This is a genomic window from Formosa sediminum, assembly GCF_007197735.1.
Classification (GTDB): Bacteria; Bacteroidota; Bacteroidia; order Flavobacteriales; family Flavobacteriaceae; genus Formosa; species Formosa sediminum.
In genome coordinates this window covers 2,249,154-2,265,405 of sequence record NZ_CP041637.1, presented here as the reverse complement: position 1 = coordinate 2,265,405, position 16,252 = coordinate 2,249,154, and the positions used below count along the sequence as shown (strand labels likewise).

Here is a 16,252-nt window from a genome sequence, read left to right as displayed (position 1 = left end):
CTTAAATCTATTTTTTATAACTTATACATCAAAACTTATAAATTAATACCCATTTAAGTTTTTAAAAACCAAAAAAACAGAATTCCAATAGATTGTTTTACGATTTAAATTGATATAGTGAAATAACATAAGCAAAAAGATGTAATTATAACATTTTGATCTGATAAGAGAATCCCTTTACAAACAAAGTTGTTTGTGACATTCTAATAAATCTGAATACACTTCATTGAGGTAAAGATTAATATTCTTAGATTCTTTTAACCTAGATTTTACACTAAAAGATTTATGACACCAATTAGAGGCTAAAGTTGAATGTTGGAGACTAATATCAGCTCCAACACCATTTACTAAAATACGGGCATAAATAGGAATTTGACCATTATTTTTAATGGATCTTTTTTAGACAGAAGTTACACTGAATGTCTTTGTGGTTTTCATAACATTTCACTTTAGTTAAAGTCAAATCTCTGATAAGTCCCTTATGGTCTATAATTTACGAAAGGTTATCCTATAAAAATAGGACATGCTATAGGACATATTAATAGTTAGTTTCAATTGAAAACAATTGAAACTAATAAATATTAAACCCTTGAAAATCATTAGTTTAATATTTGTTTAGTTTACAATATGTCAAAATTGTCGGGGTGGCAGGACTCAGTCAATTATTACAAATAATTAATTTACAGCTACTTACAATAATAAAAAGAGTACAGGACACGCTATAGGACATATTAAAATAGATATTTGACATTCACAGTACAAAATTAATCAAATTGATATAAAATTTATTTTAATTTAATTATCATTTGGCTAAAAAATTCAAATTAGAGTTTTTAAATCCAAATTCTCCCTCTATTGGACTTGCAACGAAACACTGGTCAATTGTAGCCTTCCTTAAAAATAGGTCAGCATAAAATTCTAATTTATTAATTTTACAATTCTTAATCTAACACAATATTCCTACTCCCATTTAATTCTATCAATTCCAATTGAAGCGTTTCATATTCCCTTTATTATTAACGCCTTGTATTTTAGAACCTCAAAAAGATTACATAAAAATTATTACAAGCTCATAACCATCGATTTTATAACTATACACATATTGTAATAAAATACCTTAGATAGTCTAAAAATTAAAAGACCTTGTTAGTTTGTACTTTTGGATACCATTCTGTTATCCCTGTTTCTTTTGACTGTCAATAATAATACTTAACCAGTGGTTAATCTTTTGGGTCTACTTTCGGCAAACCTACATTCACCTTAAGAGTATAACTGATCCCACCACTGGTTATAGTATGTTCTTAAATATGTTATAACTTCTAGATGTTCTGCAGATACATCGTTTGTTTACGAGGGATTGTTAAAAATAAAATACATTTGACTATTATTATCAAACCGCCGACTTCTTGAATTTGGCTTCTTCCTGTTCGCCTGCAGCCCATTACCAACAGTAAATAAATAATTCTCTATCGGTCCATTCTTAATTAGGGTTTTCTAAAAGTGGCACCAATGAATATCCGCTAATTTTTGCATTTTTCGAGTAAAGTTTCACCAACCAATCATAAGTCTTTATAATTATGAGCTGATGAAGAGTTTTGTGAATGATTATTAGAGTACTATTGGGTTGAAAAGCCACAAATCCATAGATTGATATGTTTTTAGAATAAATCCTTCCTTGTACCTCACTATCTTTTAATAAATGTATTATAATCTAATATGTAAAGTAGTAGGATTTTTTTTTTTAGAGTTTTAGTATTAGGTAGATACCATAAGCTTTATATGAGCATTTAAATCTTTATATGAGAATAATTTATTATTCACTATTAAAAAAAAAGAAAGATTAACGAAAAAAACAATATTATCTGTACTTTTATATTAACAACATAAACATTGGTTTATCCGGAATATTTTATAGATAATCGTTAACGATGTTTTGTATATAACTAGTTACCACACATTTGAGAAAAATCGTTTTCATATTGACCATTTTGATTTTCCAACAAAGTCTTTACTCGCAAAAAGAAATTGTTGGAAAGGTGGAATTTTATAAATCAATCGAAAATGAATGGAATGTTTTGGAATCATTCCCTGATGAAACAATAGAAAATCTAACAAATCGGAACCATAAAATTAAGATTCTACAAAAGGACAGCATAACAGAACTCAAAACTGACTTAAATGGATTTTTTAAAATTAGTACTGTATTTAATGACTCTATTTTCATAAGGGTAAATGACCATTCACCAGTTCTAAATGAAAACTTTGAATTTGACTATAATGAAATTAGAGACACTCTAAAACTTCGGATATCTGACAAAAAATTATCTGTCTACCGAGATTCAATTGGAAACCCAGAATTTCACAATAAGTATAGCGAACAACAAGCAGAATTGGATTTTAAGAATGGAAAACGCGAACTTCTTGGATTAGCTGTTTGTTGGCCAACAGAAAAATCTATGGAAATACATAGACAAATAGAAGTTGAATATGCGATAAAATACAACTACATTGAACCGACCCGTGAAAAGATTAGAATAATGTACCGATACAATCAAGTGATGAAAAAATTAATCGGAATAAATAAAAACGTGTGGTAACAATGTATATAAAAAATTGCTATTTTGTGCTTAGCCAATGTTAGTTGCTTTGTTTGCTTGCTTCTGATTTTCCTTCGGAAAATCCTCGCACACAAACACGCAACATTTCATATACGTAACCGTTGTGTGTAATACCGATAGAAACGAAAATATAACATCTAAATGAACAATAATACAATTGAAATAATTAAAACTATCGGAAGTCAATGGAAATTTCTTCTTGTTATTTTTTTCATAATAACTTTCCTAATCAAATGGAAAACTATTTGGTCATTTGTAAGCAATTTTACTCAAGTTAGAGTTAAAAGAGGCGACACAGAATTTGAACTTCATAGAAAAGAAAACAAAGAAGAAAATGAAATAATTAATCAAGAAAAAGAAAAACCTAAAGGAGAGTCTGTAGAAGACGATAATGAAGAAATCCCTAAAATAGAAGAAGAAAACAATATTCATATTTTATATCACGAAGCATTACGTGAAAGAAAATTCAAAGATGCTAAAGATTTTTTTGACAAAATATTAGAGAAAGAAACTAACTCAAAAAAAAGAAAAGAGGAAATAATTCGAAATTTCTATTGGAGACATTTCTATGGAGATACTTCTGCCTTTAATGAATTGGAAAATTATACATCAGAGATCGAAAATGACAATGAACAAAAGTCGGTTGGTTTATATTATCTGAGTCTAATTTATAAAGAAGCAAACAATTATGAAAAAGCTATTGATTTAGCGAGTAAAGCTTTAGATATAACAACAGACAATGAACAAAAATCATATTGCATCTCAAAAATATCGGAATATTATTTGGAAAATGAAAATCAAAAAGATTCTCTAGAAATTATATTAAAACACATAGATTCTATTAATGAAAAGCAACCGAAAACAACTTTATATAGAGCATTAGCTAATTATTATAAAAAAAATGAAGACAAATTATTAGAATCAGTAGCTTATCAAAAAGCTCTAGAGTTATCACCTAACAATACTTATTTATTATTTGATTCAGCATATAATTATAGCGAAACTAAAGAGGATTTAAAAGATTTAGGATTTCTATTATATAAAAAGCTTTTAGGTTTTAATTCAAAAGACCAAAATGCATTAAATAATATTGGAGTTGCTTACAAAAATCTTGGTTTAGAAATTAAATCCATTGAACAATATAAAAAGGCTTTTGAATTAAAAAATAGTTTAGCTGCTTCGAATTTAGCATATCAATTAATTCATCTTGGTTTTGTGAAGGAAGCAGAAGAATATTTGAATAAAGCAGAAGATTTTAAAAATCCTCACGAGAATGTATTTAAAGCTACTTCTTCTATAAAATCTAAAATCACGGAGGAAAAGGAATTAGAAGAGAAAATATTAAAAAAAGCGAATAAAAAATATAGGTTTTTTAATCATTTTGGAAATGCAATCTTTACTTCGAGAATTATTAAAATTCAAAGTTCAAATAAATGGCATTTAAATGAAAGACCTGTAATAGTTTCTCAAAACGATAACACTATTGAAATATCTTGGGAAATTGGCGAAGAGAAACATTCTATAACTGGAATTTTAAAAAACAATTCAATTATTGCTACCTACAAAAAACCAAAAAAAAATATTTACAGTTATAATGAACAAAACAAATATACTTTTAGGGATATAAAACTATTTGGATACTTGATTTCAAATCAAGAAATGACATTCTTTTTTGAATTTGAAAAAGAAATTACAGAACTGACTTTTAATGAAAAATAAAGTACTACACACAACACCGTATATAATTTATTGCTGGCTTCTCGCCTACTTACGAAAATCCTCGCGGATTTTCTATTCGATTTTTATTTATTAACTTAGTTGCTTAACCACGCAACAAACCATATACAAACACGTTGCCAGTAATTTAAGAAAAATCGTAACTTAAATTGAAAAACGACAAAAAATAAACAGAATTTGATTTTTTTTTTGAATTTTAAATGAAAGATTAAATTAAGCGGAACTGAAAACATTTCTTGAATTAAATAGGCGAAAAAAAAACTAAACGGAATGAAAAACAAACCGCTGAAAATATTAATTTTTGTTGTAATTGCTTTTTTGGTTTCTTGTTCGACTAACAAAGGACTGATTAAACGACAGAAAACGGACTTTGGAACTGTGAAATATTATGTGCAAACGGATTTAAATAACGAAGAATATAAAAAGCGGATTGTAATAAAAGTTTCAGATTCTGTTTATTACAGCTTATATTCAAACGGAATTAATAAGCGTACGAAAAAGGACAAAAATTCTGTTTATCGATTATTTTATGGAGAAATTCCAAAAGATTTGGATTCACAAATTGCTTATAAAAAACTATCGGAATTGGATAAATTGGTGCTATCTAATTCGGAAAAAATATTAGACTCCCTGAAATGGAATAATTTTAAACGTTGGAAAGGAGCAACAGGTTTTGAAATAGAAGTCGTTTATTATCACGGATTTCCTAAAAACGCAAAATTTGAACCCTATTGAACGGAATAAAAAACTACTGGCAACACCGTGTATAATTAATTGCTAGGTTCTTCAGTACTTGCGAAAATTCCTGTGGAATTTTCTCGGGTTCGTAAAAGTTTGCTAACTTAGTTGCTTAACCACGCAACTAACCATACACAAGACCGTTGTGCTTAATTACCAAAAAAACTAAATGAAAGAAAAATTAGAACTTTTAGAGAATGAATTTAAGGATTTGACTTTTGAATTGAAAGAAGAACAATTTCATTATTTAGAAGAAGGAATAAAAAAAGAAGACCGAATTTATGTTTCAGGTTTTAAAGGTAATTCTGAGTTTCAAATAGTTCTAAAACCTGACGACGACATTGATTTAATATCGGACCTTTTAAGAAAAGAACTTTTTATTTTTACTGACTTTCTTGCTATTAAATATGAAAATACAATTGAAGTACTTTTAACCACAATATCTTACAGAACTTCATTCAGAAATATCGAGTTTGATGAAGATGTAAACAGAGCTGTTGTCTGTAACATTGGGATGAATTACTTCAAAAATGACTTAAACATTCTTTTAGAAATCGGAGAAGATAACACCTTACCGAAATTTATTAAGTTCGTTAGAGGCGCTTTTAGATATTCAAGAAGAAGACCCACTATTCTAAAGATAGAGAACTTTAAAAAAGAGAGTCCAGATGGAGTAATAAATGACGTCCGTAGTATTATAAATTCTGTATTATTTGATATAGAATATAATTATGATATAGCTTTAGAAACAGTAAATATTGATGGTCTATTAAGAAGATATTTCAGAAGACGTAGAAAAAAGAATGAATTACCTTCCGAAAAGTTTAACTTGGTTTATAAAAAATATATTCCTGAATTAATTCAATATTTTCATATTGCAGAAAAGGTAGATTTTTTACCTTTTAAATTCATTTGTTATTACCATATTATTGAATATTTCTCAGACAAAAGTGCATACGACTTAGTTTCTAAAGAAGTAAAAAAGATTTTGCTTAAACCAGATTTTCATATAAAAACTGATAAATATGTAACGACTGCAATAAATCTGTTCAAAAAAGAAAATGACCGACATACAAATGATAAGGTAAAAATTGAAAGAGTATTAAAGCAATATATTAGAAGGGAAGAATTAAAGGAATCTATTGAGGAATTAGAATTAATCGAACACTTTTCGGAGCCTTTAACTTTTGATTGTGTAAAACCGTTAAAATTACCTGCAATCGATTTTGAAAAGGAAGGAAATTTCTTTGGAGAATTAACAAAAAGAATATACTCGACTAGATGCTCTATTGTTCATTCCAATCCTGATTTTGATGAATCTAAAGCAGTTCCTTTTAATCCATCACCTGGGAATATTGACAAATTAAGAATAGAAATTGAAATAATTAGTCAAATAGCAAGAACAATAATAATAGAAAGTAAGGAAAATAACTAAGCACAACACCGTGTATAATTCATTGCTAGTACAGGTTTACTTACGAAAATCCTCGCGGATTTTCTATTCGGTTTGTATTTGCTAAATTAGTTGCTAAAACACGCAACGAAATCATACACAAACACGTTGTGTTTCATACCACAAAAATACGAATACAGATTAAAATTTATGACAGAAAAAGGGGACTACATTGTTTATGTAGATGAATCAGGAGACCACGGATTGAAAAATGTAGACAATAATTACCCAATATTTGTATTGACTTTTTGTTGTTTTAAAATATCTGATTACATAGAGCAAGCTGTTCCTGAACTTCAACGTTTCAAATTCAAGTATTTTGGTCACGACCAAATAGTTTTACACGAAATAGATATTAGAAAGACTAAAGAGCCTTTTAAGTTTTTACGAACTAACAGAGAGTTAAGAGAAAACTTTATGTTGGACTTATCAAAAATTATAGAAGACATACCTTTTAAGATTGTGCCTATTGTTATTGACAAAAGAAAACTGATGTCGAAATACAATAAACCTTTTAATCCATATCATTTAGGTTTACGTTTCGGTTTAGAAAAGCTGAATCAACTATTACTATACAACGGTCAAGAAGGAAAAGAAATTTCTTTGATTTTTGAAAAAAGAGGGAATAACGAAGACAAAGATTTAGAACTTGAGTTTTTAAGAATTTGTACTGAAAATGAGCAGTTCGGATACAAGAATATAAACTTTGGTAAAATGGTTTATAAATTTTTAATCTCAGACAAAAAAACAAATTCTAGTGGATTGCAATTAGCTGACCTAACAGCTAGACCAATTGGATTGAAATATTTAAAGCCAACACAAGTAAACAGAGCTTATGATATAATTGAAAAGAAGAAATATGGTTATAAGGTATTCCCATAAAAAACAAAATCCCCAGTAAAGACCGAGGAAAAATGCCGACCGGGAAAAGCCCAATCCGAGTACAAATATACATAATATATATGTATTAACCAAAAAAAGCAAAGTACGAAAACACAACAACGTGTATAAAACATAGCTATTATAGGTTTTCCGAGAGGTTTTTGTGTATTTACAAAGTGCGCCAAATTTTTTATTTGGTTATATTTATAAAAGAAAATTAAACATAAAAATAAAAAATTCGGCTCGTGCTAATCCGAAAAGTTAGCGTTTATTTATACGCTACGTTTCATACACAAAACCGTTGCCATTAATTATGAAAAAAACTTTCGCCATACTTTTTATACTACTGATTTCAATAAAATCATTTGCTTGTAGTTGTGAATGTACAGGGGATTGTTCGTTCAGTAATATTTCTAAAGGCTCTGAATTGGTTGCGCTAATAAAAGTAATTGAATACTCAGACTTTATTGAAGAGCAAATTGACGGCTATGATGGAAAAATGCCTTTGTCAATGACAGTAGAAATAATTGAAAAATATGTAGGTTCTGAAAAACGCAAAAAAATAAAAATTTGGGGAGACAATGGAGCTTTATGTCGGCCATACATTGCAAACTTTGAAATCGGAAAATACTATTTAATTACACCTTCTTTGTTAATAGAAACTGATGAGAATGGCGAAAAAAATGACTATGACTTTTTTAGTTGCTTTACCGATTATTTAAGTGTCGATTTTGATAAAAAAATAGCGTATGGAGACTATTCAAAAAAAGAAAATCAAGTAACTCTAAAAGATTTTGAGAGAGAAATAAGAAGTATCAATTTCAATAAAACAGAATGGTTTGCAAATAATGAAAAACAGAATTTCTATAAAGCTGACTCTATTAGTCTATACAAAGTTCTAAACTTTAAAGAGGATTTCGTGAAATTGAACAGCGGACTAATTAAATCAGAACAGAATAAAAATAAAGACTTTACCGATTTAAATTTTAAGAGAAGCGGAAAATTAAGGATAACTGACATAAATATTGAGAATTGGACAGAAACTGAACATTTAGGAAAATGGAAATATGATGACAAAAATTATATTCTGACCTTTCTTCTAAACAATGAAGTTTACTCAAAATTTAAGGTTGTTTCTCAAGAGAGAGATTATCTAAAGTGGAATACTGACGACAAAGTTTATTTCTCCGTAATTAAACTAAAACGAATAAAAAATAACTAATGGCAACAATGGCTATAAGTAATTGCTTGTTCTCGCCTACTTCTGAAAATCCTAGCGGATTTTCAGTTTGGAGTGTACTTGCAAAGTTAATCGCTAAACCACGCAACTACTCATAGCCGAGACCGTTATGTACAAGTTCCCAAACCAACGAAAATCCTACTTAATTTAAAGTTTTTAGATTTCTAAGTAAGGAAAAAATTGAAATGCTGAATTGAAAAACACACTATGAATTTCACTCTAGCTGAATAAAAAAATATTGCAAAATACCACTCTGAATTTTAACTTTCCTAGAAACATTCTCTACATCGAAAATATAGCAAACTGTAAGTTTTGACGGATTTTAAAATAATCTGAACTTTAAGAAAGTTGTATTGGTAAAAGAGATTTCCCAGGTATATTTTTTTGCGACAAAAACATAGTAAACCAATGGTTTGAGCTGAATATCAGAACCCTTAAACCTTCTAAAAACATCTATTACCTATTTTGATATTTAAGGTTAAAAATACATGTAGAACTATGGATTTTTACTCTTATGGTGGAAAGAAAATAAACCTGTACATAACACCGTGTAAAAAACATTGCTTATTTTAGTTCAATCGTTTGGTTCTTGCAATTTTGCTTGCTGCTGATTTTCCTGCGGAAAATCCTCGCGTACAAAATCGCAACGTTCCTTACACAAACACGTTATGTACAAGTTCCCCAACCAACGAAAATCCTACTTAATTTAAAGTTTTTAGATTTCTAAGTAAAGAAAAAATTGAAATGCTGAATTGAAAACACACTATGAATTTCACTCTAGCGGAATAAAAAAATGTTACAAAATACCACTCTGAATTTTAACTTTCCTAGAAACATTCTCTACATCGAAAATATAGCAAACTGTAAGTTTTGACGAATTTTAAAATAATCTGAACTTTAAGAAAGTTGTATTGGTAAAAGAGATTTCCCAGGTATATTTTTTTACGACAAAAACATTGTAAACCAATGGTTTGAGCTGAATATCTGAACCCTTAAACCTTCTAAAAATATCTACTACCTATTTTGATATTTAAGGTTAAAAATACATGTAGAACTATGGATTTTTACTCTTATGGTAGAAAGAAAATAAACCTGTACATAACACCGTGTAAAAAACATTGCTTATTTTAGTTCAATCGTTTGGTTCTTGCAATTTTGCTTGCTGCTGATTTTCCTGCGGAAAATCCTCGCGTACAAAATCGCAACGTTCCTTACACAAACACGTTGGGCGTCATTAAAAAAAAACACGAATGAAATTTGAAATTATACTTAATGAAATATTTGATGACGTAAATTTAGATGACACGTTAAATCCTACTAATAATAAATCTGTACTTGGAATTATAAATGACTTTGAAGATGGGAAATGGAGATATGAAAAATTTCAAAATTTTGTATGGAATAATATTAAAGAAACGGCTTTAAGTTACAGTGAAAGACAGGCTCTTTTAAATGATGGAGAAGGTTCTGTATTAATTGAATCAGCTAAAAAACTAAGATTAGTTGAAGGAGATAAATCTTTTGGTAAAGGAAGTGAAATTGCAGAAATTGTTCTTTATGGAATAATGAAAAAACATTACAAGGCATTACCAATTGTACCAAAAATATTCTACAAACAAAACCAAAATGATGAAGCTAAAGGAGCTGATAGTGTTCATATTGTAGTTGAATCCGAAGATAGTTTTTCCCTTTGGTTTGGCGAATCAAAATTTTACAACAGTATTGAAAATGCTAGATTAGATAAAATAGTAGATTCTGTAAAGGACTCTATTAGCTTAAATAAAATAAAAAAAGAAAATGGAATAATTACTAATCTAAGTGATATTAACGATTTTAATGAAATCTCAGATGATTTAAGAGCTAAAATCAAATCAAGCTTATCACAAGGAGAGTCAATAGATAATATAAAGCCCATTTTAAACATTCCCATTTTATTACTGTACGAATGTGAAAAAACTAAATCAGGTACTAGCTTAACAGATGAATATAAAAAAGAAGTAATTGCTTATCATAAAGAAAGAGCAACTCAATACTTTAAAAAACAAATTAATAAATGTACTGACGTACATTTATATGAGAAAATAAATTTTCATATAATTCTTTTTCCAGTTGCCGAAAAAGAGCAAATAGTTAATAAATTCATTCAAATAGCAAAAGTTTATAGAGATTAAATATGCAAAAACAAGTTTTCGAAAAATGTCATATAATAAACGAACTTTTAATATCTGAAAAAGACAATGAAGCTAGACAAGAATTAATCAAATTATTAGATTATCATAATACTAATGAATTAAATTATAATCCTTTAGTAAATCATTTAATAAGAGAAACAGGTCTTTTCCCATATTTAGACCCAGAAACATCAAATTGGGAAGAACGATTTATCTATGATGCCTTTAAAGTAGATGTCGGAGAACAAGTTCCTTTAACTCTACATAGAGAACAATCATTACTATTAAAAAAGCTCTTAGAAGGACGTAACATTGCTGTTAGTGCTCCAACAAGTTTTGGAAAAAGTTTTGTTATTGATGCTTATATTAAGTTAAAGAAACCAAATAATGTTTTAATAATTGTACCAACTCTAGCCTTAACTGACGAAACAAGAAGGCGTTTATATAAAAAATTTGCTGATGAATATAAAATAATTACAACTTCAGATGTAACACTCTCTGAAAAAAACATTTTTATTTTCCCACAAGAAAGAGCTTTGAATTATATCAATATTGTCAATGAATTTGACATTATGATTATTGACGAATTTTATAAAGCTGGTTATAAGTTTGATAAAGAAAGGTCTCCTAGCCTAGTTCGAGCAATGATTAAATTAGGCGAAAAAGCAAAACAAAAATATTATTTGGCTCCAAATATTTCAAGTATAGATGACAATCCATTAACAGAAGATATGGAGTTTCATAGAATGGATTTTAATACAGTTTTCCTTGAAAAACACGAATTATATAATGAAATAGAAAATAATGACACTGCCCAAAAGAGTAAAGTCTTACTCGATATTTTAGAAAAAAATAATACTAAATCACTTATTTATGCAGGGACTTATTCAAACATTGAAAGTCTAACTAACCTATTTCAATCTACTTATTCAGAATTAGATAACAATTTACTTACAATGTTTTCTAATTGGCTTGTAAAAAATTATGACTTTAATTGGAGTCTTACTAAATTAATAAAAAGAGGTGTTGGAGTTCATAATGGACGACTACATCGTTCACTAAGCCAAATACAGGTAAGATTATTTGAAGAAGATAAAGGAATCAATAACTTAATTTCAACTTCCTCAATTATTGAAGGAGTAAATACATCTGCTGAAAATGTAATTATTTGGAGAAATAGAAAAGGAGCTGCAAAACTTGATGACTTCACCTATAAAAATATTATTGGTAGAGGAGGTCGAATGTTCAAACATTTTATTGGTAAAATTTACATTTTAGAAAAACCACCTGAACAAGCTCAAACTCAATTAGACATTCCTTTTCCAAATGAAATTATTGGGGATTTAGATGCAGAACAATATGGAGGTTTATTAACTAAAGAACAACTAGCTTTATTAAAGTCGCACCAAGAAGAAATGACCTCAATAATGGGTTTTCAAGTTTATGAAAAGTTGAAGAGTGAATCGGCTTTTCAATCAAGTAATTCAGACTTAATAAAAAAAATTGCAATTGACCTAAAAACAAATCCAGATGAATGGAATGGCTTATATCATTTAAATGAATTTAAGCCAAAAAACTGGGATAGGTTGCTTTATAAAATTATAAATCTTCAACCAGGTAACTGGGAAGCGAAAAACAAAACATTTGTTGAGTTCATAAAAACAATCGCTCGTAATTGGAGTAAATCAATCCCAGAGTTACTTAATGAATTAGAAGATTATGATGTTGGAATAGATGAATTTTTTAAATTAGAAAGAAATGTAACTTACAAATTTTCTTCACTTTTAAAAGATGTTAATGCGTTACAAAAAGAAATATTAGTTGGAAAAGGATATGACATTTCTAAGTTTATTGGTTATTGTTCACAAGCATTCCTACCAAAAGTTGTTTTTCAATTAGAAGAATATGGTTTACCTAGAATGATTTCTAAAAAGTTTCAAAAATCGAAAATTATTGATTTCTATGATAGCGAATTAACTATTCATAAGGCAATTGAAGAATTTAACGAAATTGGTCAAGAACAAATAGTTAGAAAAACAGAAGGACTAGATGAGTTTGATAAATATATTTTAGATTACTTTTTTGATGGAATAAAAATAACGAACGCCCAACAACGTATATAATTTATTGCTAGGTTTTAGCCTACTTACGAAAATCCTCGCGGATTTTCTATTCGGTTTTTATTTGTTAACTTAGTTGCTTAACCACGCAACAAACCATATACAAACACGTTGTGCGTAAGCTGTGAAACCAACGAAAATCGAGCTGGAATTTAAACTTTCCAACTACTTACGAACGAAAAAACAATCTGAATTAAATGATATTTAAAGGAATAAATAACCAAACAGTTGAATTTAGGATAACCAATTATCAGTTTCCTGAAATAACTGATTGTGAATATGATTCAAATTGGTTGTTGGTTTATTTAAAAGTAAAAAGTGATTGCGGAAATTGGGAAACTGTTGACCCTTCGCTTTTGGTTAGAGATTTAAAAGACATTATTGAATGGTTTGAGCAACTTTCGAATAACATAGAAACAGATACTGATTCACTTGTGTTTATGGAACCAAATTTGGAATTTGAACTAACTAAAAAATTTGCGGATAAAAAACGGATAAGAATAACGTTTGATTTAGAATCTCGCCATCCGAATGCCAAAGATGACGAAGAATTTTATGTGGATTGTGAATTTAATAATGAGGAATTAAAACAAATTGCATCTGAATTGAAAAACGAAGCGGAATTATATCCAGAACGAGCCTTAACGAATAGAAAAAAATCATATATTGATGTGTTTAAAAATTTAGGTAAATCTTTATTCAATTGAATATGAAAAAGCCTACGCACAACACCGTGTATAATTAATTGCTTGGTTCTTGCCTACTTGCGAAAATTCCTGCGGAATTTTCTCTGGTTCGTAAAAGTTTGCTAAATTAGTTGCTAAACCACGCAACTAACCATACACAAACACGTTGGCAAACATTAGAGAATGGACAGTAACGAAATCGGAATTAAGGGAGAAGAAGCTGTAAATAGAATTGCATTTGACACTTATTTAAAATATTGGTGCTTTCCGAATCCGAAAGATGAATTAGGAAATAAAAAAGAGATTTGTGATTTACTAATAATTTTCCAAAACCATTTAATAATAATTTCAATTAAGAATTATTCATTTAAGGGAAACTATGAACGTTACTTTCGTTCAACTTTAAAAAAAGCAATCGCACAAATTCACGGAGCGGAAAGAAAATTACTTAACAAAAATAATAACGTTAGTTTTAATCATCCAGAAACTGGCTCTTTTGATTTTTCGCCTGAAAATTATGATAGTGTTCATAGATTGATAATTAATTTGAATACAGTTCCTTTATTTCATCCTGGTGGTTTAATTACTAAAAACAATGAGTTTGCACATATTCTGAACTGGAATTCATTTTTAGGTATAGTTACTGAATTAAATACTATTCCTGATTTCATTGAATATCTCAAAGAAAGAGAGTTTACGTTTAAAGAAACAGAACTTGTAATGATGCTTGGAGAAGAAAATGATTGGGATAAGGAAACAAATAAATCATTTTTTCAATATAATACAGAACTATTAAAAAATAAAAAACGTTTTATCCTTTTTTCGGGAAGCGAATTAGATTTATTAGCAGATTATCTTTTTAATGATAGAAAATTCAACAAAAACCTCTATTCAGATGAATACAATGGAGCGAGTATTCAATTAGACGGTAAATGGGAGGAATATCTAAAACGAAAGGAAGTTCAAAGAAAAAAGAAAGATGATAAAGTTAGTTACTTCGTTGACGAATTCGTTAAACGAGAAGTGCTTTATAGAAATAACCCAAATAATATTAAAATCGCGACAGAACTTCTTTCCTTAAGTCGTTTTGAAAGACGAATTTTTGGACAAACTTTTTTTGAATTTCATAATCGATATAAAAATGAAAGCGGATATTTTGTTGCTAGAAGATATGGAACTATAAATGACATAATCGTTGCAATGGTACTTCACGGAGAAAAAATGGAACACGAACACGTAATGATTTCAATGCAATTAGCCGCAGAAGGTTATTGTGTATGGAATAAATATAAAGCTGGTAAAATAATTGTAATTTCTACTTCAAATAAATTAACACATTTTAAATTCGGATACATAGAAAATATTGAACCATTTCCGAAAGAAAAGGAAGATGAAGTAATTGAAGATTTAAAACTATTTAATTGGTTTCAGAACATTGAAGAAATTAATACGAACTTTAAGGAATATCCAAAATAACGATTTGCCAACACCGTGTATAATTAATTGCTTTTTATGTGCTTACTTGCGAAAATTCCTGCGGAATTTTCTCGGGTTCGTAAATGTTTGTTAACTTAGTTGCTTAACCACGCAACTAACCATACACAAACACGTTAGCACCAATTTGATGAAAAAATTGACTACACTCTTAATCTTTATTACAATTTTTAGTTGTAACAATAGAAAATTGAATAAAACCGATTTAGAATCTGAAATCAACAAAGAAATTAAAGAAGAAACTTCAAAAAATGAGGTTACTTTGGACTCGATTCAAAATCAGAAAATCAAAACAAAGGATGAACCTTTCCTACTTGTAGACATTTTAACAAAATTCTACAATAGTGAAGAGTACTACATAACATTAAGTTTTAAAAATAAATATTCAGATTCAATTGCCAACATAATTAACAACTCTTATCAAGAGACTGTTTTCAGAAATGAATTGGAATCAAGAGTTAAAATACCCGATAATATTGCCGAAAAATATTTTTCAACAGATGGTATTGATAGGCTTATTGTAATAAATAAAGAACAAATCATAATAGATACAATTTCTAGAAAAAACTATGAGTTCTACGATGCTTCAATAGAATCTTCTTACATAGCAACATATGAAACCCAAAATCAATTAAGTGATTCAATAATAGTTATATCAACCAACTCTGCTAAACATTTAAATTTAAATAAAGTTCCTAAACCAATTTCTGATTTAATCAAAAACGAAAAGTTGCTTAAAAATATTCAGCATGAATATCATGAAATATTTTCGCAAAATTCTTTGATATATAAATCAGATACGATTTCTATTCTATCTTTTGGAAACTACTCAAAACCGGAAAACTATTTGTATTTATACAAAAATGGTAATTTGACAGATTCAATAGTAAACGATTACCTTGCCGTTTCCTCATTGAAAGCTATTCCCTTGGCAACTGAGAACGAATTAACGTATATCTATGAAGGATTCAAACCCGATACCGATTGGTTGTGGAGTGGTTTAATTGGAATTGATTTAAAGAATTGGAAATTAAAACTTTATGAGAGAAATAGAATAAAAAGATAAAAACTGGTGCTAACAATGGCTATAAATAATTGCTTGGTCTATCCTTA

At 28.5% G+C, this 16,252-nt stretch carries 12 protein-coding genes; 11 read left to right on the top strand and 1 reads right to left on the bottom strand.

The features are described from left to right. Positions 1 to 177: 177 nt before the first annotated feature. Positions 178 to 390 (bottom strand): Arm DNA-binding domain-containing protein, encoded by a 213-nt coding sequence (locus FNB79_RS17510; RefSeq protein ID WP_143382607.1) that lies wholly within the window; start codon positions 388 to 390, stop codon positions 178 to 180. Positions 391 to 1,958: 1,568 nt separating this feature from the next. Between FNB79_RS17510 and FNB79_RS09895 the strand changes: the two genes are divergently transcribed. The 11 genes from FNB79_RS09895 to FNB79_RS09845 all read left to right on the top strand — a co-directional run bounded on the left by FNB79_RS09895 (position 1,959) and on the right by FNB79_RS09845 (position 16,205). Then, on the top strand, positions 1,959 to 2,597 hold the full coding sequence (locus tag FNB79_RS09895; protein WP_143381152.1) for a hypothetical protein: 639 nt from the start codon (positions 1,959 to 1,961) through the stop codon (positions 2,595 to 2,597). 162 nt (positions 2,598 to 2,759) lie between these two features. Continuing rightward, positions 2,760 to 4,337, top strand: coding sequence for a tetratricopeptide repeat protein (locus FNB79_RS09890; protein WP_143381151.1), 1,578 nt, complete (start codon positions 2,760 to 2,762; stop codon positions 4,335 to 4,337). Positions 4,338 to 4,625: 288 nt separating this feature from the next. Then, positions 4,626 to 5,090 (top strand): hypothetical protein, encoded by a 465-nt coding sequence (locus FNB79_RS09885; RefSeq protein ID WP_143381150.1) that lies wholly within the window; start codon positions 4,626 to 4,628, stop codon positions 5,088 to 5,090. 172 nt (positions 5,091 to 5,262) lie between these two features. Further along, the gene (locus FNB79_RS09880; RefSeq protein WP_143381149.1) at positions 5,263 to 6,528 is read left to right on the top strand and encodes a hypothetical protein; all 1,266 of its coding nucleotides are present in this window, start codon (positions 5,263 to 5,265) and stop codon (positions 6,526 to 6,528) included. A 168-nt stretch (positions 6,529 to 6,696) separates the two neighbouring features. After that, positions 6,697 to 7,428 carry a DUF3800 domain-containing protein gene (locus tag FNB79_RS09875; protein WP_143381148.1) on the top strand — a complete coding sequence of 244 codons (732 nt, stop codon included), beginning with the start codon at positions 6,697 to 6,699 and terminating at the stop codon, positions 7,426 to 7,428. A 313-nt stretch (positions 7,429 to 7,741) separates the two neighbouring features. Next, positions 7,742 to 8,650, top strand: a complete 909-nt coding sequence (locus FNB79_RS17220; protein WP_185967752.1) for a hypothetical protein — start codon at positions 7,742 to 7,744, stop codon at positions 8,648 to 8,650. Positions 8,651 to 9,918: 1,268 nt separating this feature from the next. Next, positions 9,919 to 10,839 (top strand): HamA C-terminal domain-containing protein, encoded by a 921-nt coding sequence (locus FNB79_RS09865; protein ID WP_143381147.1) that lies wholly within the window; start codon positions 9,919 to 9,921, stop codon positions 10,837 to 10,839. Between the two features lie 2 nt (positions 10,840 to 10,841). Beyond that, positions 10,842 to 12,962, top strand: a complete 2,121-nt coding sequence (locus tag FNB79_RS09860; protein ID WP_143381146.1) for a DEAD/DEAH box helicase — start codon at positions 10,842 to 10,844, stop codon at positions 12,960 to 12,962. A 194-nt stretch (positions 12,963 to 13,156) separates the two neighbouring features. After that, positions 13,157 to 13,666, top strand: coding sequence for a WapI family immunity protein (locus FNB79_RS09855; protein ID WP_185967751.1), 510 nt, complete (start codon positions 13,157 to 13,159; stop codon positions 13,664 to 13,666). 162 nt (positions 13,667 to 13,828) lie between these two features. Then, complete coding sequence (locus tag FNB79_RS09850) at positions 13,829 to 15,121, top strand: hypothetical protein (protein WP_143381145.1); 1,293 nt, start codon at positions 13,829 to 13,831, stop codon at positions 15,119 to 15,121. A gap of 208 nt (positions 15,122 to 15,329) precedes the next feature. Then, a complete protein-coding gene (locus tag FNB79_RS09845; RefSeq protein WP_143381144.1) occupies positions 15,330 to 16,205 on the top strand; it encodes a hypothetical protein in 876 nt (291 codons plus the stop codon). The last annotated feature ends 47 nt before the right edge of the window (positions 16,206 to 16,252 follow it).